General features: G+C 67.0%; 10 protein-coding genes. All 10 read left to right on the top strand.

The window, feature by feature from the left end; translation table 11 throughout:
- The first annotated feature begins 46 nt into the window (after positions 1-46).
- The 10 genes from ACIPXZ_RS08085 (at position 47) to ACIPXZ_RS08040 (ending at position 24,808) form a co-directional block, all read left to right on the top strand.
- Positions 47-1,111 (top strand): adenylate/guanylate cyclase domain-containing protein, encoded by a 1,065-nt coding sequence (locus ACIPXZ_RS08085; RefSeq protein ID WP_400592720.1) that lies wholly within the window; start codon positions 47-49, stop codon positions 1,109-1,111.
- 131 nt (positions 1,112-1,242) lie between these two features.
- Positions 1,243-7,392, top strand: a complete 6,150-nt coding sequence (locus tag ACIPXZ_RS08080) for an Ig-like domain-containing protein (protein ID WP_400592162.1) — start codon at positions 1,243-1,245, stop codon at positions 7,390-7,392.
- Positions 7,393-7,581: 189 nt separating this feature from the next.
- Positions 7,582-13,674 carry an Ig-like domain-containing protein gene (locus tag ACIPXZ_RS08075; RefSeq protein WP_400592160.1) on the top strand — a complete coding sequence of 2,031 codons (6,093 nt, stop codon included), beginning with the start codon at positions 7,582-7,584 and terminating at the stop codon, positions 13,672-13,674.
- Positions 13,675-13,752: 78 nt separating this feature from the next.
- Complete coding sequence (locus ACIPXZ_RS08070; protein ID WP_400592157.1) at positions 13,753-14,718, top strand: AAA family ATPase; 966 nt, start codon at positions 13,753-13,755, stop codon at positions 14,716-14,718.
- Between the two features lie 442 nt (positions 14,719-15,160).
- Complete coding sequence (locus ACIPXZ_RS08065; RefSeq protein ID WP_400592717.1) at positions 15,161-16,399, top strand: DUF58 domain-containing protein; 1,239 nt, start codon at positions 15,161-15,163, stop codon at positions 16,397-16,399.
- Positions 16,396-18,804 carry a transglutaminaseTgpA domain-containing protein gene (locus tag ACIPXZ_RS08060; protein WP_400592154.1) on the top strand — a complete coding sequence of 803 codons (2,409 nt, stop codon included), beginning with the start codon at positions 16,396-16,398 and terminating at the stop codon, positions 18,802-18,804. The genes ACIPXZ_RS08065 and ACIPXZ_RS08060 overlap by 4 nt, the downstream gene beginning before the upstream one ends.
- A complete protein-coding gene (locus ACIPXZ_RS08055; protein ID WP_400592151.1) occupies positions 18,794-20,281 on the top strand; it encodes an RDD family protein in 1,488 nt (495 codons plus the stop codon). The genes ACIPXZ_RS08060 and ACIPXZ_RS08055 overlap by 11 nt, the downstream gene beginning before the upstream one ends.
- Positions 20,278-21,180, top strand: a complete 903-nt coding sequence (locus tag ACIPXZ_RS08050; protein WP_400592149.1) for a PP2C family protein-serine/threonine phosphatase — start codon at positions 20,278-20,280, stop codon at positions 21,178-21,180. Before ACIPXZ_RS08055 ends, ACIPXZ_RS08050 begins: the two co-directional genes overlap by 4 nt.
- On the top strand, positions 21,177-23,000 hold the full coding sequence (locus ACIPXZ_RS08045; RefSeq protein ID WP_400592146.1) for an FHA domain-containing protein: 1,824 nt from the start codon (positions 21,177-21,179) through the stop codon (positions 22,998-23,000). Before ACIPXZ_RS08050 ends, ACIPXZ_RS08045 begins: the two co-directional genes overlap by 4 nt.
- A complete protein-coding gene (locus ACIPXZ_RS08040; protein WP_400592143.1) occupies positions 22,997-24,808 on the top strand; it encodes a serine/threonine-protein kinase in 1,812 nt (603 codons plus the stop codon). The genes ACIPXZ_RS08045 and ACIPXZ_RS08040 overlap by 4 nt, the downstream gene beginning before the upstream one ends.
- Positions 24,809-24,863 lie beyond the last annotated feature (55 nt).

The raw sequence follows: 24,863 nt of genomic DNA, 5'->3' as shown, positions 1-24,863 counted from the left end.
CCCCGTCACGAGGTCGTTGCCCGTGGTGGAATCCGGTCAGCTGCCGGTGGTTCCCGTGCCGACCACCTCACTTCCCCAGATCGGATCGGTCCGCGAGCTGCAGCGCCGTCTGCTGGGCGGTGACCGGACGCTCAAGCGCCGCCAGGTGGCTTCGGGCGTCGGCGTCTCGCTGCACTCCGCGCGCAAGATCTGGCGGGCGCTCGGCTTCCCCAATTGGGGTGACGAGGACATCGCCTTCACCGCCGCCGACCAGGACGCCCTGGGCGAGATCATCGGTCTGGTGCGGCAGGGCCTTCTGACCGAGGAGACCGCGATCTCCATCGCCCGGTCCATCGGCCAGATGACGGACCGCATGGTGGTCTGGCAGGTCGAAGCCCTCGTCGAGGACCTCATGGCGAATCAGGGGATCTCCGATGCGGAGGCCCGCCAGGACATCGTGGAGATCCTGCCCGCTCTGATCGACCCTCTTGAAGACGTGCTGCGTTACTCGTGGCGCCGCCAGCTCAACGCCGCAGTGCAGCGGCTGTCCGTTCGGGCCGCGTCCGGGCTGGAAGCCAGCGAGGAGGGGCGCGAGGGGGACGAGGACGACGCTCCGTTGCCGCTCGCGCGCGCCGTCGGGTTCGCCGACCTGGTCTCTTACACGAGCCTGTCGCGCCGGATGAACGAGCGGACGCTGGCTCAGCTGGTGCAGCGGTTCGAGAACAAGTGCGCGGAGATCATTTCGGTGGGCGGTGGCCGGCTGGTGAAGACCATCGGGGACGAAGTCCTCTATGTCGCTGAGACGCCGACGGCGGGAGCCGAGATCTCACTCGCCCTCTCGGAGGCCTTCGAAGCGGATGAGATCCTGCCGAAGACGCGCGTCGCCTTGGTGTGGGGCCGGATTCTGTCGCGAATGGGCGACATCTACGGACCTACGGTGAATCTGGCGGCTCGACTCACCGCCCTTGCCGAACCGGGTACGGTCCTGGTGGATTCGCTGACGGCCAGTGTGCTGAAAGGGGACCAGCGCTATGTCCTGACACCTCAGGAATCTGAGAACGTCCGCGGCTTCGGGGAGATCTCCCCGGTGCTGCTGGAGCGGGGCGTCGGGCGCGGATTGGTGGTCGACTGACGACTTTCAGGAATTAATCCTGCAAAGTTACTTTCGGGTTTGCACACTGTCGTGAAAAACTGTGTACAAGGACCCCGGTAGGCTTCGCCCGCCGGCTCCGGTTCCGAACAAGACCCGAAGGATTGACCACGATGAGCCGTGTACGGCCTTTTTCGTCCCTTGGCCGCAAGACCCGCCGTGCGGTGGCCATCGCTTCGGTGACAGTGGTGTCGTTGTCGTTGGCGGCTGCTGCGCTGGCGTATCCGGGGTTCAAAACCGCTGAGGTGGACTTGAACGACGGCGGGGTGTGGGTGACCTCGAAGGCGCGCAATGCGGTGGGGCGGCTCAACTACGCATCCAAGGTGCTCGACGGCGCGGCCACCCCGGCCAGCAGCAGCTTCGATGTTCTGCAATCGAAACAGACCGTGCTGGTGCGCGACTCCGAGAGCGGCGGGCTCAATCAGCTCGACCCGTCCACCGTGCGGCTCAGCGGTGAGGAAAAAGCTCCCGCGGCGTCGTCCACTTTGATCGGCGGCGGTGTCGTGGCGGTGGCTGACCCGGTCAAGGGCCGGGTCTGGGCCATGAAGTCCGACGCGATCGGAGGCTTCGCCCCTGATTCGGTGGAACCCAGTGTGGTCGGCGGACAAGGGACGCTGGCCGCGGTCGGTGCCGACGGTCATGTCGGAGTGGCCGATCCTGAGAAGGGCGTGCTGACGGAGTTCTCCCTGGATGATGCCGGGACCGTCACGGATCACAAGACACAGGAGCGGTCCGACCTCAAGGGTGCCGGCGAACTTCAGATGGCGGTGCTGGGTGACAAGACTGTCGTCCTGGACGGCGCACGGGGCAAACTGCTGCTGCCGGGCGGCGGCAGCGTGACGGTTCCGGACGCCCGGAACGCCAAGCTTCAGCAGAGTGGACCGGCCAGCGACCAGGTGGCGATCGCCACCGGGACCCAATTGATCCTGCAGCCCCTCGACGGAGGACAGGCGAGCACCGTGGATGCCGGCGGCACCGGGGTGGCGGCGGCTCCCGTGCAACTGGGCGGCTGCGTCTACAGCGCCTGGAGCGGCAGCAATCGTTATGTCCGCAAGTGCACGGATCCCGCGAACGATCAGCAGCGAGATGTGCCCAAGGCGAGCAACACGCCGTCGTTCGTCTTCCGCGTCAACCGCGATCTGGTGGTCCTGAACGATGTGAACGCCGGCAACGTCTGGTTGGTGAATCAGAACATGCTGCTGGTCAACAACTGGGACGACGTGATCCCTCCCAAGCACACCTCGCAGGACGCGGACCAGGAGTCGGCGGACGAGGTGCAGAGAACCACCCTTCCGGACCGGACCAAGCCCAACACCCCGCCCGTGGTCAAACCGGACAGCTATGGGGTGCGGGCCGGCAGGACCACCGTTCTGCCTGTGCTGGACAACGACTCGGACGCGGACGGTGATGTCCTGCGCGTTCACGCCGACACCCAGCCGGCGTTCGGCCACGTGGAAGGCATCTACGGGGCGACCGGTTTCCAGATCAGCGTGCCGGGGGATGCGAAGGGGAACACTCAGTTCAAGTACACGGCCAATGACGGCCGGGGCGGCTCGAACGCGGCCGTGGTGTCGCTGACGGTGGTTCCGCCCGAGGTCAACCACAAGCCTCAGCTCAAACCGGGCCGCGTGCCCAGTCTGACCCTCATGCAGGGCAAACAGCTGGTCCAGAACGTGCTGTCCGACTTCATGGATCCCGACGGCGATGACATGTATCTGGTCGGCGCCAGCAGCAGCAATGACCAGGACATCGTGCAGACCCGTCCCGACGGCCAGCTCTCCCTCAAGGACGCCGGCAGTGTTCCGGGCAAGCGCACCGTGACGCTGAAGATCTCCGACGGGCGGGAGACCGCGGAGATCCCGGTGACCCTCGACGTGCGTCCGAGCGGGGCCCTGGCCCCTATCGCGAACGCCGACTCCGTCGTGGCGATGGCCGGGCAGAGCATCACCATCGCGCCCCTGAAGAACGACGTCGACCCGCTGGGCGGGCAGCTCCGCCTGGCGCAGGTGACTGCGGATGGTCAGTCCAGCGCGACCATCGGAGCCGATCAGCAGACCTTCCAGTTCAGCTCCCGGACCGAGGGGCCGCACTACATCACCTACATGGTGACGAACGGTCCGGCCGCCGCCCAGCAGCTGGTCCGCGTGGACGTGGTCCCAGCGAACACGGGGGAGGCCCCGATCGCGGTGCGCGATGTGGCACAGCTCCCCAGCGGCGGCAGCGCCCTGGTGGACGTGCTGGGGAACGACTTCGACCCGGCGGGCGGGGTGCTCGTGGTGCAGTCGGTGACCGTGCCGAACGGCGCCCCGGTGAGCGTCTCCGTGCTCGACCACAGCGTGGTGCGGGTGACGGATCTGCACGCGCAGGGGACCGTCACCCTGAAATACACGATTTCCAACGGCAAGGCCTCCGCCACAGGGGAGATCTCGGTGGTGGTCATCCCGCCGCCGGCGAAGCTGGCCGCGCCGCAGGCGAAAGACGATGAGGCGACGGTCCGCGTGGGGGACGTCGTGACGATCCCGGTCCTCGCCAACGACGTCGACCCGAACGGCGGAAAGCTGACGCTGAGCCCGAAACTGACCGAGGTCCCAGACGTGGCCGATGGGCGGATCTTCACGTCGGGGAACAACGTCCGCTTCCTCGCAGGCAATACTCCGAAGACGGTCTATGCCACGTACACGGTGAAGAACGAATCCGGACAGGAGGACTCCGCGCAGCTCGTCATCCGGATCAAGGCGCGCGATGACGCCCGGAATTCCAGGCCCGAGCCGAAGAACGTCACGGCGCGGGTCCTGGCCGGTATGAAGACGAAGATCGTCATCCCTCTGGACGGCATCGATCCGGACGGCGACTCCGTGGAACTGGTCGGGATCGACAAGGCACCGGCTCTGGGCACCGCAGTGGTGGGCGATGGCAGCATCGATTACATCGCCGGAAGCGCTTCGGCCGGGACGGACACTTTCACCTATCGTGTCCGGGACCGTATCGGTGCCGAGAACACCGGCACCGTGATCGTCGGCGTGGCTCCCGCCCCGACCGTGAACCAGAAGCCGATCGCCGTGGACGACGTCGCCGAGGTCAAGCCCGGCCGCAAGGTCGCCGTCGACGCACTGGCCAACGACTCGGACCCCGATGGAGATCCGATCAGCCTCGTGAAGGACCGCTTCGACGCGGAAGCGGCGCTGCAGGCCTCCGCGACCGAGAACGGCCGAGTCCTGCTGACGGCACCTGACGCCACGGGGACGCACAATGTCCGGTACACCATTCAGGACGACAAGGGCGCCCAGGGCAGCGCGGTGATCGTCCTGAAGGTGACGCCGAAGCACCTGCCCGAGGCCCCGGTGGCCAATGACGATCACGTCTCGCTGTCCCAGACTTTGGGGAAGACCGCCGTTGACGTGCCGGTGCTGAAGAACGATTCGGATCCGGACGGGGTCACCGAGGATCTGAAGATCACTTTCCCGGACGGTACGCCCAATGCCGTCGTCAGCGCCAAGGGGTCGGTCCGCGTCACCCTGACGTCCGCTCCGCAGCTGATTCCGTACACGGTCACCGACATGGACGGGCTGAGCGCCACGGCCATCATCCACGTACCCGGTCAGGGAGACATGCCGCCAGCCCTGAAAAACAGCCAGGTGGTCGAGGTGACTGCGGGCCAGAGCGTGGACCTCAAGCTCTCCGACTACGTCGCAGTACGAGCCGGGCACTCTCCGCGCGTCACCGTGGCGGACAAGATCAAGGTCATGGGCGGCGCGAGTGACAAGGTCATCGGTTCGGACGGGACGAGCCTGCATTACGCGGCGCTCAAGGACTTCGTCGGGCCCGGCTCCATCACCTTCGAAGTCACGGACGGAAGCGGGCCTGACGACCCGAACGGCCTGACCTCGACCTTGACCATCCTGACCCTGGTCAAGCCGGATCCGAATGCCAACCATCCACCCACGTTCCTCGGTTCTCCGCTGGACGTGCCGATGGGCGAGACCGCGACGCTTGATCTCAGCAAGCTGGCCAAGGACGTGGATCCCGGGGACCAGGAGAAGCTCAAGTTCACGCTGGAGAACAAGCCCTCCCGCTTCGAGGCGAAACTGGACGGATCGACGTTGTCGGTTTCGGCACCCAAGGAGACGCCGGTCGATTCGACGGCGAAGATCGGTCTGAGTGTGACGGACGGGCGTTCCGATCCTGTCTCGGCCGAGGTGACCGTCCAATTGGTGGCCTCGGATCGTGCGAAGCCCGTTGCGAACGACGACGTCGTGGACAAGGCCGACGCCGGGAAGCCGAGCACCACCGACGTGACGGCCAACGACGTGAACCCGTTCCCGGACACGCCGCTGAAGGTCGTCGACGTTCAGGTGGAGACCGGTTCCACGGCAGGCGCGCCCACGGTGAACGGTGGGAATGTCACGGTCACGCCGGCCGCCGACTTCAAGGGCGTCCTGGTGGTGCGATACAGCATCGAGGACAAGACCGGGGATCCGAGCCGACGGGCGACCGGCCGGCTTCGGCTGACCGTGCGTGCCGCGCCGGACACACCGTCGGCTCCGACGGCCTCCGACATCCGGGACCGCACCGCGGTTCTGCACTGGGCCCCGCCCTCCGACAACGGGGCTCCCATCACCAACTACAAGGTGCAGTCGAGCAATGGCTTCAACCAGAACTGCCCTGCTACGACCTGTACCTTGACGGGTCTGAGCAATAACGTCACGTACCACTTCACGGTGATCGCCACCAACGAGGTCGGGGATTCCAAGCCCTCGGCCCAGTCCGGTGATGTCCGTCCGGACGTGAAGCCTCAGCAGATGGGCGCCCCCACGGTGAAGGCCGGCGACTCCAGCATGACGGTGAACTGGACCCCGGCGGTCAGCACTGGTTCACCGGTGAAGAGTTACACCCTGGAAGTCTCTCCGGCAGCCGGGGGCGTCACGCAGAAGACCGGTCTCACGGGTGGCAGCTACACCTGGAAGGGGCTCACGAACGGGACTGACTACACCTTCCGCATCCAGGCGGTGAATGACGCTCCGACGCCGTCGGACTGGAGCGCGTACTCGATCGCCGATCATCCTGCGGCGCCTCCGGGGCAGCCTCAGGCTCCGACCACCCGTGTGGTGTCGAGCGTGGGCAGCCAGAATCAGATCGCGGTCGACTGGACGCAGCCGGTCCTCAATGGTGACCCGGTCAAGAACTACTACGTCACGCGCAGCGGCGGCGGGCAGGCATCGGTCACCGTCACGGTGCCGGGCACGAGCCAGACCACCAACTTCACCGTGAGCAACTCGGAGGCCGCCTACACCTTCACGGTTCAGGCCGAAAACAAGGCCGGCAAGGGGCCGGTCTCGGCTGCCAGTGACCCGCGGCGCGCCACCGGCAAGCTGGGCACTCCGCAGAATGTGACGGCAAGCCCGACGAACACGGGTGGCAACGGGCAGCAGATTACGGTCAACTTCTCCCAGCTGAGCGCCGCCCAGCGGAACGGCTCGGGGGCTTCCGAGGTCAGCTACCGCTACCTGGCGAGTCCTTCGGGCCGGAGCGGTTCGATCAACCCGGGTGGAACCGTGGGAGGTTTCCCCAATGGTCAGGCCCAGTCGATCACCGTGGTGGCCGATTCCTCGGTGGCTCCGAGCTCGGATGCCAGCGCCCCTGCACAGGCGACCCCGTACGGGTCGCCGGGTACTCCGAGTGCTTCCCATCAGGATGGCGCCCTGAACAGTACGTCCGTGAGCTTCAGTTGGAACTCGCCGTCGTCCGCCAGCAATGATGTCGCCGACACGAAGATCAGCATCAATGGCGGAGGATGGCAGAGCGTTCCGGCCAGCGGAAGCCGCAGCTATGACACGGGCGGCTACGGCAAGCAGGCCACCATCAGTGTGCAGACCTTCAACTCACTCGGTAAGGGCGGCGCGAAGGCGTCCAGCACGGCAACATCGGGGGCCCAGAAGACAGAATGGCCCACCTCGCTGAATACGGGGGTCGTGACCCGCAGCTGCACCTACACCTACGGTGGCGTCAACTGGAGCGATGCCACCCACGAGTGCGACGGGGCCAGCAACTACGATGCTCCGTGGTTCGGACCGGGTGATTCATTCTCGGTCAAGTGTTGGGTGACATTTGAGAACAAGTACTGGACGACAAGTGGCACTGTCGGTAGCAAGGGCAACTTCAACTGGTACTTGGTCACGAACGGGTCCAAGAACGGCGGGCGGTATGTGATCACCGGTCACACCAAGCTCGGAGAGCCGGGTGGCAACGACGTTCCGCATTGCTGAACAGGCATAACACGCTGTAGTACGGCGGCCATGGGGAGCCCTCCCCATGGCCGCCGCTTGCCTGGGTTATTCAGACAAAGTTACTTTTGAGTCAGAGTGCCGCCGTGCGACACTCGACACATATGACAGGCCACCGGGGAAGGCCTCCTGCATACCGCTTCACTCGTCACGCACAAGGAGCCGCACATCGTGAGCCCTGCCGGAAAAGTCCGCAGACTTGGCAAGAAGGCACGCCGCGCAATAGCCGTCACCTCGGTGACGGTGGTGTCGTTGTCGTTGGCGGCTGCTGCGCTGGCGTATCCGGGGTTCAAGACCGCTGAGGTGGACTTGAACGACGGCGGGGTGTGGGTGACCTCGAAGGCGCGCAATGCGGTGGGGCGGCTCAACTACGCATCCAAGGTGCTCGACGGTGCCGTGACACCCGCGAGCACCAGTTTTGACATCCAGCAGAATGCCGGCCGGATCATCGTCGACGACGGTGTGGCGGGCAATCTGAACACGGTCGACCCGGCCACGGTGAAGCTGGGTCCCGACTACAAGCTTCCTCCCACGGCAGAGGTGTCCCTGGGAGGCTCAGTCGTTTCGGTGACCGATGCCGCCACCGGCAAAGTCTGGGTGACCACCCCGGACGAGTTGCCGGGCTTCAACCCCGAGAACTCCCCGGTGGCGCTGCAGGGCTCCGAGGGACAGAACACGGTCACGGGCCAGGACGGCACCGTGTACAGCATTGACCGCGGGAAAGGGGAACTGACCGAACTGCCGGTCGATGCGAACGGCCGTCCCGGGCAGAAGCAGACTCGTTCCGTGGCCGCCTACAAGGGGCTGGGTGACATCCAGCTCACCGCTGTGGGCGATCATCTGGTGGTCTTCGAGCCCACGAGCGGGAGAGTGATCCGTGACGACGGCTCCAGCATCTCCATCCCGGATTCCCGTGGGGCTCTGCTGCAGCAGCCCGGCGGGGATGCCGACGCCGTCGCTCTGGCCAGCGCCGGCGCGCTGTGGAAGATCCCGCTGGGCGGCGGGGAAGCGAAGAAGTTTCCCGTCGATGGCACCGGGGTCCCCGCGGCGCCCGTGCAGCTGAACGGCTGCACATACAGCGCGTGGGGCGGCTCGGGCAAGTACCTGCGGATCTGCCAGAACCCTCAGGACGACCGTCGTCAGGACGTACCGAAATCCAGCAGGAACCCCCAGTTCGTGTTCCGGGTGAACCGGGACAACGTGGTCCTGAACGACGTGAACTCCGGAACGGTGTGGCTCGTCAACCAGGACATGCTCCTGGTGGACAACTGGGATGACGTCATCCCACCGAAGAACCACAACTCGGAACAGGACGACAACTCCTCCGACACGACCGCCAAGAACGTCCTCCCGGACCGGACCAAACCCAATAGACCGCCGCAGCCGAAGCCGGACAACTTCGGAGTGCGTCCGGGCCAGACCACGATCCTTCCCGTCCTGGAGAACGACAGCGATCCTGACGGCGACGTGCTGACCGCCCGGGTCGAGGGTGATGGGCCGAAGGCAGGCACTGTGGAGCCCATCTACGGACGCACCGCTTTCCAGATCGCGGTTCCAGCCTCCGCCTCACCCGGCACGGAGACGTTCAAATATCTCGCCGAGGACGGCCGCGGTGGGTCCAAGGACGCCACGGTGACCCTGAGGGTGGTGGGCAACAAGGAGAACACTCCGCCGAGGCTCAAGCCTGACCGAGCCACCACCATGGTCGTGGAGAACGGCAAACAGGTGAGCCAGAACGTGCTCACCGACTGGATGGATCCGGACGGTGATGAGCTCGTTCTCCTGGACGCCAAGACCGAGAACCCTCAGGACCAGGTCAAGGTGCGCCGTGACGGCCTTCTGAGCTTCCAGGACTCGGGCGTGGGCCCGGGTCGCAAGACCGTCAGCATCACTGTCTGGGACGGCCGGGAGAGCACCACGGGCCGGGTGACGGTGGATGTCCGCCCGAACGGCGCCCTGGTTCCGCAGGTCAACGCCGACCATGTGAGCGCGGTCGCGGGCCAGCCGGCCACCATCTCCCCGTTGAAGAACGATGTGGATCCGAACGGCGGCAATCTCAGGCTGGCCAGTGTGGACGCACAGGGGCGGGCACAACTGGGACCGGTCACGGACGCCGGGACCTTCACTTTCCTCGCCAAAGCCGAGGGAACCTATTACGTCAGCTACGTGGTCAGCAACGGCCCCCAGAGCAATGTCGGACTGATCCGCGTCGATGTCGTCTCCGGCAGCGAAGACGGTGCGCCGTCGGCGGTGCACGATGTCGCGCTGCTCCCCACCGGCGGGCAGACGCTCCTCGCGCCGCTGGCCAACGACGACGATCCGGCCGGGGGAGTGCTGGTGCTCCAGTCGATCTCGGTGGACCCCGAGTCGGGAGTCGCCGCGACCATCCTCAACCACGAGGTCCTGCGGATCACCGATGTGCGTGGCGCCAACGCGCCGAGCACCATCCGGTACACGATCTCCAATGGCAAGAAGTCAGCCACCGGGACCATCTCGGTCATCCCGGTGCCGGCCCCGGCGGTCATCCAGGCGCCCGAACCCAAGGCGGACGAGGTGAACGTCCGCGTCAACGACGTGGTGACCATTCCGGTGCTGGAGAACGACACTCATCCTCAGGGTGCTGAACTCAGCGTTGATCCGAAGCTGGAACAGTTGCCCGACCCCGCCGACGGCAAGGCCTGGGTCTCGGAGAAGACCGTCCGTTTCCTGGCCGGACCGACCCCGAAGACCCTCCGGGTCATCTACCAGGCCGTCGATCCGCAAGGGCAGAAGAGCGCGGCCCCGATCACCATCCACATCCTGCCTCTCGAAGGCCGTGAGAACACCCGGCCGGAGCCGAAACCCGTCACGAGCCGTGTCATCGCCGGTGGCACCGTGAGGATCGCCATTCCCCTGGACGGAGTGGACCCGGACGGAGACTCCGTGCAGCTCGTAGGACTCGGGAGCGCCCCCAAGAAGGGGACCGCCGAGCTCGGCAGCAACTACATCGACTACACCGCAGCGACCGGATCGTTCGGAACGGACACCTTCCAGTACCGCATCCAGGACCGCCAGGGAGCCGTGGCAACCGCCTTGGTGACGGTGGGCATCGCTCCTCTTCCAGCCGTGAACCAGAACCCGTCGGCCGTGGACGACACCGTGACGGTCCGTCCCGGACGGGAGGTCGCCGTCGCCGCACTCAGCAACGACTCGGATCCCGACGGCGACAGCATCTCCATCCTGAAGGACAAGCTGGACGCCAAGGCGGAGCTGAAAGCCTCCGTCAGTGAGGTCAGCCACCGGATCCTGGTCACCGCGCCGTCCGAGGAAGGGACGTCGAGCCTGCGCTACACGATCGCGGATTCCCGCGGCGCGACCGCGGACGCCTCGGTCCGTGTGATCGCCAAGAAGAACGTACCGCTCAAGGCACCCATCGCCCGGGACGACCGTGTCACTCAGGCTCAGACCTTGGGCAAGACCAGCGTCGAAGTTCCTGTCCTGGACAATGACGAGGACCCGGACGGCGTCGGGGAGAAGCTCAAGGTCGCCACCGAGTCGGCCAGCGCGCACCCGGACGGCAAGGGCAAGCTGATCGTGAACCTCTTGAAGGACCCGCAGCTGGTGCCGTACACCGTGGAGGACGTCGACGGCCTCAAGGCCACCGCCATCGTCTGGGTCCCGGGCATCGGCGAGCAGATCCCGGTCCTGGCCAAGGACGACGTCCTTGAGGTGAAGGCGGGGTCCAGCCTCGACTTCAATCTGAACGAGTGGGTGAAGGTCCGGGACGGCCGCAGTCCCCGTCTCACTCAGGCGGACCGTGTCACGCTGATCGGCGGCATGGCCCAGGACGCGATCCAGGGCAACGGCACGGCGCTGCGCTATCACGCCGACCCCGATTACGTCGGCCCGGGTTCTCTGAGCTTCGAGGTCACCGACGGCACCGGACCGGACGATCCCGCCGGTCTGAAGGCCACCTTGACCATCAAGGTCAAGGTCACCGCAGACCCTGACCGGAATCACCCGCCACGCCTGCTCGGCAGCACCGTTGAGGTGGCCGAGGACGGCGGAGCCAGCACGGACCTCGCCAAGCTCGGCAGTGATCCCGACAGCCAGGATCAGCTCCGCTACTCCGTGGTCGGCAACCCGCCGGCGGGCTTCGATGCCAGCGTGGACGGGAACACCCTGAAGACTTCGCTGAAGGGCGATACGAAACCGGGCACGCGCGCCACCGTCCGGCTCAAGGCCGACGACGGACGCGGCGGGAGCGCCGAGGCGGACTTCACCTTGGTGGCGAAGGCCTCGGTGCGTCCGTTGCCCGTGGCCAATGACGACTCTGTGGATGACGCGAATGCGGGACGGCCCGAGTCCGTTCCAGTGCTCGCCAACGACGTGAACCCGTATCCTGAGACGCCGCTCAAGATCTCCACCGCGTCGGTCGAAACAGGAGCCGGCACCTCGGTCATCGACGGTGACAAGGTCGTGGTCACACCGGACAAGGGATTCAGCGGCACCATGGTGGTGGCCTACACGGTACTGGACAAGAAGAACGACCCGAGCCGTTCCGCCACCGCAAGGATCCGTCTCACCGTTCGTGACAAGCCGGACGTGCCGGGTATCCCGAGCGCGAGCAATGTCGGCGACCGTACGGCACTGCTGACGTGGCGTCCGCCTGCCGACCGGGGCACAGCGATCAAGTACTACACGGTGAAGGGCGAAGGGTTCACCCAGCAGTGCCCGGTCAACACCTGCACACTGACGGGCCTGACGAACGATGTGAAGTACCACTTCACCGTGACGGCGACCAACGAGGTGGGGGAGTCGCAGCCATCGCCGCCGTCCGCAGAAGTCCGCCCCGACACGCGTCCTGAGCAGCCGAACCCGCCTGCCACCAAGTTCGGCGACAAGCAGATCAGCGTGTCCTGGCAGCCACCCCTGACGAAGGGGTCTCCGGTCAGCTCGTACGAACTGGAGATCTCCCCTCCGGCTCCCAGCGGAGTTTCGTCGAAGCAGGGTCTGAAAGCCCCTGCTGTCGTATGGACCGGGCTCAAGAACGGCGTCGCCTACAAGTTCCGGGTCCGGGCCTCGAACCGGGCACCGGAGCCGAGTGATTGGAGTGCCTACTCTCCGGCGGAGACGCCCGCAGGCGTCCCGGTCCAGCCGCAGGCACCGCAGGCGAGCGCCACCGATTCGGTCGGCACCCAGAGCCAGATCAGCGTCAATTGGTCGGCCCCTGACTCCAACGGTGCGGACATCAGCTCCTACACCCTCACCACTTATCACGGCGGAAGCGTCGTCAAGTCCCTGACGGTGCCGGGCAATGCGACCAGCGCCAACGTCACCATGGGCAATTCGGAGACCGACTACAGCTTCACCGTGGCGGCCACGAACAAGGCCGGCAAGAGCGCGGCCAGCGCGCAGTCCAATGCCGTCCGGGCTGCCGGCAAGCCGGGCATGGTGACGGGTGGTTCCGTCACGGCACCGGGCAACGGAGACGACCTCAAGGTGGTCTTCACACCGCTGACCGCGGCGGCCCGCAACGGTTCCTCGGCATCTGAGATCAGTTACGAATGGCGGACGGCCTACGGCAACGGTCCGATTCCGGCCGGTGGCGGGGTCATCAGGGGCCAACCCGCGGGCAAGGACGTCACGGTGCAGATCGTGGCGCACTCCTCGAAGAGCGCCGTCGCAGGCGATGCCCAGAACGTCGGGCATGCCGTGCCGTACGGCCCGCCGGGGCAGCCCAATGTCAACGGCGGCACGTCCGCCAAGGGCGACACCTCCGTGCACTGGACGTGGAGCACCCCTGCCAACAACGGCCGGGCCATCAATCGCTTCGAAGTGCGGGTCAACGGGGGCGCCTGGACGAGCGTCGGGATGAACACCAGCTATAAGATCGACACCGGCGGTTACGGCCGCTCGCGGACTTTGGACGTCCTCGCCTGCAATGGCACCGATGGCAACAACGACTGCGGCAACTGGGGCAGCGCAGGGGCCACCTCCGGAGCCGATCCGACGCCACCGCCGAGTCACCAGATCCAGGTCAAGGCCGGTGACAACCGCACCTGCCCGGGCAAGCCCGGTGTGCCGGACACCTTCAATCCCAGTGGCCCGAGCTGCGGTGCCGGCTGGGTGGAACGCACCTGGGGCAAGCTGAACGTGGACTGCTCCAAGCCCATCTACAACAACGGCACCATGTGGTATCGCCTGACGGAGTCTCCGAAGGCCGGTTGGTACGTCAAGTCCACCACTGTGGACGTGTACGGTGGTGCGCCGCCCGGATGCTGACCACGAACCCCGGCCCCGGCCCCGGCCGCTGAGCGCTAGACTCCACACCATTCACTCGAGACGAAGGAACACACAGCAATGACCATGACCGCAGAGCAGGCCACCTGGTTCGCAGGGACGTTCGAGAAACTCGTGGCCAATGTCGGCCAGGCCGTGCTGGGTAAACAGCACGTCATCCGGCTGACCGTCATGACCATGCTCGCGGAAGGCCACGTACTGTTCGAGGACGCGCCCGGCACGGGCAAGACCTCGCTCGCCCGAGCCCTGGCCGCGAGTGTCCAGGGTTCCCACAACCGCATCCAGTTCACTCCGGACCTGCTTCCCTCGGACGTCACGGGCGTGAACATCTACGACCAGAAGACGCAGCAGTTCACGTTCCACGAGGGCCCGGTCTTCGCGAACATCGTGCTCGCCGACGAGATCAACCGTGCGTCCCCGAAGACGCAGTCGGCTCTTCTGGAGGTCATGGAGGAGTCCCGCGTGACCGTCGACGGCGTCACTTACGATGCCAAGCGGCCCTTCATGGTGCTCGCAACCCAGAACCCCATCGAGCAGGCGGGCACCTACCGTCTGCCGGAGGCCCAGCTGGACCGCTTCCTGATCAAGACGAGCATCGGCTACCCGGACCACAACTCCACCGTCGAACTCCTCGGCGGAGCCACGGTCCGGGACCGGTCGAAGAACCTGACTCCCATCATCACCACCAAGGCGATCGCGGACATGGCGGACCTGGCCTCGACCAACCATGTCGACCCCGCCGTGCTCGGCTACGTCTCCCGGCTGACGGAGGAGACCCGGAACGCCCCGCAGACCCGCCTCGGTGTGTCGGTCCGTGGAGCCCTGGCCATGGTGCGCGCCGCCAAGGTCTGGGCAGCCGCCCAGGGGCGCAACTACGTGCTTCCGGACGATGTGAAGGAACTCGCGGCCGTGGTCTGGACCCACCGCCTGGTCATGGACCCCGAGGCCGAGTTCTCCGGAGCCACCCCGGAACAGATCATCACGCGCGTGCTCAGCGATATCGCCGCGCCGCAGCAGAGGGCCTGAATCAGCGCAGGCCTGAATCAGCAACGGGCCTGAACCGGCGCCACGCACGCCGGACTCACATCACCACGGAGCCGAAAGCACAGCACAGATGAGCGAGAACGCCCCAGCCTCACGGCGGGCCGCGCGGGAGGCCCGCCAGGCCGCAGCGCAGCAGTCACCACCTCCCGAGGACCAGGCGGTGGACGACCGGACCGTCCGGCGCCAGCCGGAGCCGACCGACGCACCGGGGGGTGCCTCCGGGAAGGCGGCCGGGAAAGCCGCGCGCGGGTCGAAGCCGCGTCCAGCCCGCAAACCGTCCGGCGGCAAGCGGACGACGGCGGCCAAGCCCGCCGGAGCGTCACCGGCTTCCGGCCGGAGTCGCGGACAGCGGGCCACGGCGGTCCAGGGCGGGGCTGTGACGGCCCTGAACGGAATCCGGAACGTCACGGCCCGTCCTGTGTCCATGATCCGCCAGGCCTGGGCTGTCCTGGTGGACCTCTGCGCTCCTGCGACCCGCGTGATCCGCCGGCTCTTCACCCGGTGGGCCGCGCCCGTGCTGGGCGTGGTGACACCACTGGGCTGGGTCTCCCTGGCCGTGGCACTCGTCATGCTCTGCTTCGCCATGTTTTACGGCTGGCAGGAGGCGACGGCGCTCGGGCTCCTGCTGGTGCTGCTCCTGGTGGCCGCCTGTGCCTTCATCCTGGGCCGGACTTCCTACCGCGTCACTCTGGACCTGACACGGACTCGCGTCTCCGTCGGGGACAACGCGGTCGGCGGGATCTCCGTGGTGAACACCGCCACGCGGCCGGTCATGCATTCCACCCTGGAACTGCCGGTGGGACGCGCCGTCGCCAGCTTCTCCATCCCGAGGCTCCGCCCGGCTGAGCTTCACGAAGACCTCTTCACCATTCCGACCGCGCGCCGCCAGGTGATCATGGTCGGACCGGTCGTCTCCGTCCGGGCCGATCCATTGCAATTGCTGAAGCGACAGATCCGCTGGACCGATCCGGTGGAACTCTTCGTGCACCCCCGGACGGTGGCACTGGGCAGCCCGGCTGCGGGCTTCATCAAGGACCTGGAGGGTCTGTCCACCCGCGAGTTGTCCAACACCGACGTCTCCTTCCACGCCCTGAGGGAATACGCCCCCGGGGACGACCGGCGCCACATCCACTGGAAGACCGTGGCACGCGTCGGGGAACTCATGGTCCGCCAGTTCGAGGAGACCCGGCGGGCGCACCTGGCCATCGCCCTGTCCGCCAATCTGGACGAGTACTCCAGTGAGGACGAGTTCGAGCTGGCGATCTCCGTGGCCTGCTCCATCGGGCGCCAGGCCTTGGTGGAGCAGCGCGAACTGGACGTGCTCACCCAGCGAGGTCCTTTCCGCTGCGCCACCGGCCGCACCATGCTGGACGACGCGACACGGCTGAACGGCATGAGCGGGCGGAAGGATGCGGTCCATCTGGCCCGCGCGCTCGCCGACCGGGTCCCGAACGCCTCCGTGGTCTTCTTTATCGTGGGAAGCCACGTCAGCCCTGCCCAGCTGCGTTCCTGCTCCGCCTCCGTAGCGCCGGGGGTCCGTGCCTTGGCCATCCGGGTGCAGCCCGGAGCGGCACCCTCCCGGGCCAGCATCGCCGAACTGACCGTGCTGACGCTCGGCGGTCTGGATGAGCTGGCCCTCGTCCTGCGAAAGGCGGCCGCATGAGCACCTCATCGACCACGCGGGTTCTGAAAGATCCCGGCAGCGTCGTCTGGACCAGCACTCTCGACGCGCTCGCTCTCTTCGTGCTGCTCGGCCTCGGTGTCCTGGGCTTGCACCTGAGCTACGGAGGAGACCTCCGGTACCTCCTGGCCGGGCTGGGCGGGGTGGTGCTGGGCCTCGGCGTCGCCGCGCTCAGCCACCGCCTCAAGCTGGGTGTCCTGGCCACGGCCGGCGCCGGCGTCCTGGTGTACTTCCTGTTCGGCAACGCCCTTGCGACCCCTACGCAGGCCCTTTTCGGTTTCCTGCCGAGCCTGGACTCCCTGCGGACGCTCCTGCTGGGCATCGTCTTCTCCTGGAAAGACATGCTCACCGTAGGCGTCCCCGTGGGCGTCTCGGACGGCATGCTCGTGGTCCCGTTCCTGGCCGCTCTGATCTGCTCGGTCGCCGCAGGCCTGCTCACCTGGCGTGCGCGCAGCGCCCTCTGGCCGCTGCTGCCGGTGGTCGTGCTCTTCGTGGTGGGCGTCGCATTCAGCACGAGCGCGAACTTCCTGACCGTGCCGCGTGGCGCCGCACTGGGTGTTCTGGCGCTGGTCTGGACCTCGTGGCGCCGTAACCGGCTGCGGGGCGCGGATGCGCGGGTGCTGTCAGGCAACACCTCGCACGACGCCGGTGCCGTCCGGCGTGCCCAGCTCAACCGCCTGGCACTCGGTGCCGCGGTCCTGGCCGGCGCGGTGGGCATCACCGCCGTCGCGGCCCCGGCGATCAGCGCCAGCGATGAGCGGAAGGTGCTGCGCAACGTCGTCGTGCCGCCGTTCGATCCGCGGAACTACATCACACCGCTGGCCAGCTTCCGCACCATGGTCAAGGACGAGAAGGACAAGACCCTCTTCGAGGTCAAGGGACTGCCCAAGGACGGCCGCGTCCGTCTGGCCGCGCTCGACTATTACAACGGGACCGTCTACAACGTGGATCCCAATGGGACGGGCGATTTCAGCAAGGTGGGTGATGCGCGGGCGCTGAACCCTCTGGCACAGGATCCGGGTTCCGGCAGCACCGACTACACGATCGACGTCACCGTGCAGGACTACCAGGGCTACTTCGTTCCGGGAGGCACCAAAGACGTCGGGTTCGGCTTCCCGGACTCCAGTGCGGCCGGGGCCGGTCTCTACTTCAATTCCGGTTCGGACACGGCGATCAGCACCCAGGGTCTGTCACAGGGCGACCACTACACCGTCCAGGTGCAGGCACCGCCGGTGCTGGGGCACGGTCAGCTGACCCAGTACGGTTTCGGACCGAACACGATGCCTGACACCGAATCGGTTCCTCAGGCTCTGAAGCAGCACGCGGACAGCATCGCAGGGGACGCCCCTACGTCGATCGACCGGGTCCGCCAGATCGAGTCCTATTTCAAGACGAAGGGCGCCTTCAGCAACGGTCTGGTCACCGAAGGACAGGTGCCGAGTCTCTCCGGTCACGGTGCTGCCAGGATCTCGAGCCTGTTCACGGCCAAGCAGATGCTCGGCGACGATGAGCAGTACGCCACCGCCATGGCGCTGGTGTGCCGGGAGCTGGACATTCCGGCCCGGGTGGTGATGGGTTTCTACCCTGATCCCAAGAGCCCGCAGAACGGCGCAGGGACCGTGCCCATCAAGGGCAAGGACGTGCACGCCTGGGTGGAGGTCAACTTCGACCGGGTCGGCTGGGTCCCCTTCGACCCGACCCCGCCCAAGGACAATGTGCCGATTCCGCCCGACCCGGAGAAGAATTCCAAGCCCAAGCCGCAGGTGCTTCAGCCGCCGCCTCCGCCGCAGGAGCCGGCCGAATTGCCGCCGGACTCGCAGCCGCAGGCCGCGGATGCTGATCAGAAGAAGAACGACCTGTGGTCCATCCTGGGTCCGATCCTGGTCACCATCGGTCTGATCGCACTGCCACTGGCCATCCTGGCCTTGCCGCTGATCCTGGTCGCGTTCCTCAAGAGCCGTCGTCGCAAGAAGCGGTCCACCGAGGGCGCACCGGCCCAGCGGTTCTCGGGAGGCTGGAGCGAAGTGGTCAGTCTGGCCACCGACCTCGGCACGCCCGTGGACCCACGGGCGACGCGGAAAGAGACGTCCAGCGTCGTCGGCGAGGCGTTCCCATCGGCGGCCTCAGGCACGGTGATGCTCGCCCGGCGGGCGGACGCCGCCGTGTTCGGCGCGGGACAGCCGGGGGAAGAGGACGTGAAGGCCTACTGGGCGAGCGTCGACGAATCGCTGGCCGGCCTGACCAAGGACCTTGGTTTCTGGCGCCGCCAACGGGCCAGGTTCTCGCCGCGGTCCCTCCTGGTGGAGACCAGGACGCTCTTGGAATCGGGGCCTCGCGGCCTTCTGGAGAAAGTACGACGCGGCAAGGAGAAGCGCGATGAGCATTGAGGCCGAGCGCTGCCCACAGTGTCAGCAACAGCTCAACCCGGGGGCCAGTTTCTGCCTGTCCTGCGGCACCTCGTTGAGCAACCGGGCCGCTCTCCGGCAGGGTGCGGATCCGTCTCAGCAGGCACCTGCCGCAACCGCATCATGGCAGTCCACCAGGCCCGGGACCGTGGCACAGCATCCGGACCAGCGTCCGGAGCAGCAGGCAGTGGTCCGGGCCGGTGCGGTCAAGCGCCTCTTCGCCAAGGTCATCGATGCGGCGATCCCAGGGATCATCCTGGGCGTCCTCGCCTCGGTCGGTCTGGCGGCGCTGCTCCGGAACGGTCTGCCCGGAGCGACGAATCTGGGGCCGAGCCAGGAGGACGTGGTCTTCGCCATCATCGTGATGGGTGTCGGTGTGCTTCTCGCCTTGATCTATGTCATCAGCCAGTGGATCTGGGAGGCTCGCCGCGGCAACTCGGTGGGCAACGCACTCTTCGGAATCCGCACCACGGAGCTTGAGGGGTACGCCCCGGGCGCCGGAGCCGTCTTCCTGCGCTGGCTGGTGCTGGTGGCGCCGAACGTCCTCTTCACGGTGCTGGGCGTCATCCTCGGGTTCTTCGCTCCGCTCGGAGTGACGCAGCTGGTCAGTTCGATCGGTTCGTTCATCTCCTTCGCCTGGTTCGTGGTGGTGGGCCTCTCCAACGGCTGGGATCCTCAGGACCGCAGACAAGGCTGGCATGACAAGGCCGCCCGGACGCTGGTGTTCGACGTCCGCGCAGGACGCAATCCGGTGACGACCCAAGGCCTCAACGGGGCCCATAGCTATCCGACCATGGATCTTCCGGCGGTCCGGCCCGTGGCGTCTCCGCTGGCGGTTCCGCCCGGCGGGCTCCAGCAGCCCGTGGCTCCGCAGCAGACGGCCGGCCCTGGGACCCAGGCTGCTCCCGCGCCGTCGGCTGTTCCTCCGGTCCCGCAGGCCCCTTACCCGGTGGCCCAGCCCGCTCAGCAGCAGTTCGGCGGCCCCGCGCAGCAGATGCCGTTCCAGCCTGCACCGTTCCAGCCGCAGGCCTTCCAGCCCGCCGCGGAGCCTTTCGCGCCGCCGCAGGCGTCGGGCGACAACGGCGAGACCCTGTTGCGCTCTCATCTGCCGGCCGGTGGTGCGTCCGCGGGCGGCGTCGTACTTCATTTCGACGACGGCGGACAGGTCCCGCTGAACGGCGGCGTGCTGATCGGGCGCAATCCGTCCGGCCGGGCGGGGGAGGAGCAGTTGCTCCTGCTCGCGCTCGAAGACCCGGGGAGATCGATCTCCAAGACCCATCTCCTGGTGCTTCCGGCCACGGGAGGAGCCTGGGTCACGGACCGCCAGTCCACCAATGGCAGTGGTGAATTGCTGTCCGACGGCAGCGTCGTCCGGCTGATTCCCGGCGAGGCACGATTTGTCCGAACGGGTTCCAGCGTGAAATTCGGGGACAGGACTTTTAGGCTGAGCACACCATGATCTCTGAAGTCCCCTCTGATTTCGCCCCCGTCCCGGACGCCGGGCCCCTCACCCTGAGTTCCGGTTTCGGCACGGACCGGGGCCTGCGCCGCGAGCTGAACGAGGATTCGCTCATCGCCCAGGACCCGGTATTCGCCGTCGCAGACGGCATGGGCGGCCACGAAGCGGGTGAGATCGCCAGTGGCATTTGCGTTCGCACCCTGGCCCACCGGCTTGCCACCCCGGAGGGCAACCGTGACGTCGACGCCGATCTCCTGCAGCAGGCTCTCCACGAGGCGGATGTGGCCATCCGTCAGCAGGCGGGAGGCCGCGCAGGCACCACGCTCAGTGGTGTCGTGGTGGTGGAACAGGGGCATCGGCCGTACTGGCTGGTCTTCAACGTGGGAGATGCCCGGACCTACCGGTTGAACCGGACCGGCTTCGAGCGCATCACGGTGGATCATTCCGAGGTCCAGGAACTGATCGACAGTGGGTCCATCTCGCCCAGCCAGGCGCTGCGGCACCCCCGGAGGCATGTCGTGACCCGGGCGCTGGGAAGTGGCGACGGCGGCGTGCCGGATTATTGGCTGCTGCCCATTGAAGACGGCGACCGCATCATGGTCTGCTCGGACGGGCTGACCGGTGAAGTCTCCGACGAGTTCCTGCATCAGACACTGAAGAGCGTCTTCAACCCGCAGGACGCGGCAGATGCGCTGGTGCAGGCGGCGCTGCGCAATGGCGGACGGGACAATGTGACAGTGGTGGTGGTGGACGCGTCCGCCGGGGACGGCGAGCTGACCACTTCTCCACGGATCGAGTCGGAAACCGAGGACACGCTGCCCCGGGAGATGCTTGCTCCCGCCGGGGAAGATGACACGGAGGCGGACGCGGAGCAGGGGACGGCAGGAGAAGAACGATGACGCTCAAGCACTATCGGCAGGGAAACTGGTTGTTCGTGCTCCGCAACGGCATCGCCGTGGCAGTGGACCCGGACGCCGGAGCGGAGCGGATTCACGAGCTCTGGGAGTTGCTGGGCCGCAATCCCAGCGTCGACCAATTGTTGAACGAGGTGACCGGTTCCTTCGGCACCTCCGTCACCGGGCTGCCTGATTTCGCCGTGGTGGATCACCGCGGGCCGTTGCGCCTGTTCCTGCGTGGGCCCTTCCACGTGAAGGTCCTGGACGCCGACGGTTCCACGGTGGACGGCCGCGAGGTCACCACCTGGAATGAACGGACCCTGCCGCGCAGCGAGAACTTCGAATTGAGTGCGGGAGAGGAATCGGAGGAAGACTCGCCCTGGCTGCCGCTCGAAGCCGGGACGGTACCCGCTTCCGCGCTGGTGATCGGAGAGCTGCCGGGAACGGGACAGCAGTCCGCTGAGCCGGAATCCGCAACCGAAGGGGACGCCGCGCCGGAGCCCACCCCCGGGGAACCCGTGGTCCCGGGCCCTGAAGAAGGCCTTGCTCCGGAGCTCACCGCGGCATCGGTGCTGGCAGCCGATACCGAAGCCCATCGGGGAGCGGTGGAGGACACTCCGGCACGGGACGAGGAATCCGGCGATTCCGGCCCTGTCATGGAAGGCACCATGGACGGCCAGACGGACAGTCTGGCCACCCAGCTGCTCGGTGCCCGCGACGCCGACGCCGAAGAGGAACCGGGTTCCGGGCCGGATGAGACTGCTGCCGGAGACCGTCCGGAGCCGGAAGCCCCGGCCGGCATCCAGGAGCTTCCCAACGACCAGACCACCACGTACGACCACCTCTGGGACCGGACTCCGCCGGCCGAAGAGGAGATCGCCGCTGAGCCCGGGCACGAGGACGGTCCGGGCGACGGCGCGCAGCTTGAGGATGCCGACGGAACCGACGAGGACACCGTGCTTCCACCCGCCGAGGAGGAGGACGAGGACTCTGCGTACTCCACGCCGGGGTACGAGGCGCCGACGCCTCAGATGGTTCCTGGCACTGAAGCCTCCTCAGCCGTGAGTTCTGGCAGCACCGCGCTCCCGCCCGCGGAGAACTTCTCCGCGGGCCTCATCGACGAGGTTCCCTGGGCATCCCGGGCATCGGGTGGTCCGTCCCCGGCTGCCCAGGCCGACGCCCTGCCGCCGAGGCCTCCGGCCCCGCCGTCGTACCCTCCGGTCCCTGCGTCATCGTCCGGGCCGGTCACCTCGGGAGGCGGCGCGAGCGACCCGGATCACGACGGGCATACCGTGTTCCGGAGCGAGCTTCCCGGTGTCGGAGATCAGCCGGCTCCGGCCGGTGCTCCTGCCCCGGCGGCCGATGGGCCGCAGGTGCTGGCACGGCTCTGCCCCGTGGGCCATGCGAACCCTCCCACCCGCAGTGACTGTCTCAGCTGCGGTGCGGCCATCTCGGGCGACGCCGTGAGCGTGCCGCGTCCGGCACTGGGGCGTCTGCGGCTGCCCAGCGGGGAAAGCGTACTGCTGGACAGGAATGTCGTCCTGGGCCGCCAGCCGTCGGTCTCTCGGGTCTCCGGAGGCGATATGCCGCACCTGATCCAGCTGGACAGCCCCAAGCGGGACATTTCGCGTTCGCACGCCGAGATCAGGCTGGAAGGCTGGAACGTGGTGCTGTGTGATCTGAACTCCAGCAATGGGACCGTCCTGCTCCGGGAAGGCCAGGCTCCCCGACGCCTCGGCCAGGCCGAGACCGCCCTGGTGCTGTCCGGGGATGTCGCCGAGCTCGGTGACCAGGTGTATGTCAGTTTCGAGGAACTCCCGTGAGCCGCAAACGTCCCGCCGCCCCTCCGCCCCGGATCGACGGCTTCAACTATGTCCGGGTTCTCGGCTCGGGCGGCTTCGCCGATGTGTACCTGTACCAGCAGGACCGGCCGCGGCGACAGGTAGCGGTCAAGGTGCTTCATGCCGGTCTGAAGACGGAGGGCGCTCGTCGCGCCTTCGAGTCCGAGGCCAACCTCATGGCGCAACTCTCGACGCACCCTTACATCGTCACGATCTACGAAGCGAACATCACGCCGGACGGGCACTCCTATCTGGCCATGGAGTACTGCTCGCGCCCGAGCCTGGACCTGCGCTACCGCAAGGAGCGCTTCCGGCTTCAGGAGGCCCTGGCCATCGGCATTCAGGTCGCTTCGGCGGTCGAGACGGCTCACCGTGCCGGCATCGCACACCGTGACATCAAACCGGCGAACATCCTGGTCACCGACTACAACCGGCCGGCGCTGACGGACTTCGGCATCTCCGGTGTGATCGGCGGGGATCCTGAGGAGGACGGCAACGACGGCGCCATGTCGGTGCCGTGGTCCCCTCCGGAGAGTTTCCGGTCCGGCAGTCCCGACGGCGTCCTGGTGGACGTCTGGGCGCTCGGTGCCACCGTCTACACGCTGCTGGCCGGGCACTCGCCCTTCGCCGTTCCGGGAGCTGACAACTCCAATGCGGAGATGATCAACAGGATCAGCAACACGCCGCTGCCGCGCCTGGGCCGGGCGGATGTCCCGGAGGCCCTTCAATTGGCGCTCGCCACTGCCATGGCGAAGAATCCGGCGTCCCGTTACCCGTCCGCGTACACCTTCGGCCTGGCACTGCAGCGTATCCAGGCGGAGCTGAGCCTGTCCGTCACGCCCTTCGAGGTCATGGGTGACCCCATGCAGGATGACGGGGACGAAGACGAGGATGTGGAGGCGACCCGTCTGCGTGGCGTCGCCGTGATCGACCCTGAGAATTCAGGAAATCGCACTGGCAACCCGAACACCGGCGGCACCGTCACCGCGCCGAACAACACCGCGCCCCAGTACACCGGCCCGGGCCGCACCCTGCCGGAGGACCCGACGATGCTTCGGTCCACCGGACCGGCGACCGGGTATCCGGACACGGGATATGGGAACGGTACGAGCGGGACCGCTCAGAGAAGTTCATGGCCGGCGCCTTCCGCTTGGACGAACCAGGAGGACGACGTCACCAGTGCCACCGTGCTGCGGGGGATGGGTGGCGGCCAGGACACGGGGCAGAGCCAGAACACCGGCTCGCATCAGAACACCGGGCCGCATCAGACCACAGGTCAGCCGTGGACCGGGCCCGGTACCGACGGACGTGGCGGGGAGGAAGAATCCTCAGCACGCCGGGGCGGCAAGACGCGGATCTGGATCGCCGCCGTCGCGGGTGCCTTGCTGCTCGGTCTGGCGGTGGTCCTCGTGATCGTGCTGCAAAGCAATGCGGGAGCACCGAGAGCCCGGGAGAGCGGCGGGAACGGGCCGACCACAGGCCTTGGGCAGAATGGCAAGCCATTGGACCCACTGGCCGAAGGCACGGTGCCCGATGTGAAGAACCTCAGCGGTTCCCGCTCCGGTCCGGGTGTCGTGTTCTTCTCCTGGACCAATCCGGATCCGCGCCCCGGGGACAAGTACAAGTGGCGCACTCTGACTGCGACATCCGAAGGCCCGTGGCAGGACGTCGATCAGAACAACGTCAAGATCAAGGCGACGGGGAAGACCTGCATCAAGGTCATCGTGGTCCGCAGCGATGGCGGTGCCTCGACGGGCGAATCGGATTCCGCCAAGGCCTGTTATGGGTGATGGTCCGGCACGAAGATCATGGGGGACACGAGTACGGGGGATACGAGGAGGCAGC

It is taken from the genome of Arthrobacter sp. NPDC090010 (assembly GCF_044748305.1).
Taxonomy (GTDB): domain Bacteria; phylum Actinomycetota; class Actinomycetes; order Actinomycetales; family Micrococcaceae; genus Arthrobacter_E.
The sequence above is the reverse complement of the archived record's forward strand: the minus strand, read 5'-3'. Positions and strand labels throughout refer to the sequence as shown.

Coding starts and splice junctions, on each gene's coding strand:
- ACIPXZ_RS08060 (WP_400592154.1), top strand. CDS start 16,396: ATGAGCACCTCATCGACCACGCGGGTTCTGAAAGATCCCGGCAGCGTC.
- ACIPXZ_RS08080 (WP_400592162.1), top strand. CDS start 1,243: ATGAGCCGTGTACGGCCTTTTTCGTCCCTTGGCCGCAAGACCCGCCGT.
- ACIPXZ_RS08045 (WP_400592146.1), top strand. CDS start 21,177: ATGACGCTCAAGCACTATCGGCAGGGAAACTGGTTGTTCGTGCTCCGC.
- ACIPXZ_RS08070 (WP_400592157.1), top strand. CDS start 13,753: ATGACCATGACCGCAGAGCAGGCCACCTGGTTCGCAGGGACGTTCGAG.
- ACIPXZ_RS08065 (WP_400592717.1), top strand. CDS start 15,161: ATGATCCGCCAGGCCTGGGCTGTCCTGGTGGACCTCTGCGCTCCTGCG.
- ACIPXZ_RS08055 (WP_400592151.1), top strand. CDS start 18,794: ATGAGCATTGAGGCCGAGCGCTGCCCACAGTGTCAGCAACAGCTCAAC.
- ACIPXZ_RS08050 (WP_400592149.1), top strand. CDS start 20,278: ATGATCTCTGAAGTCCCCTCTGATTTCGCCCCCGTCCCGGACGCCGGG.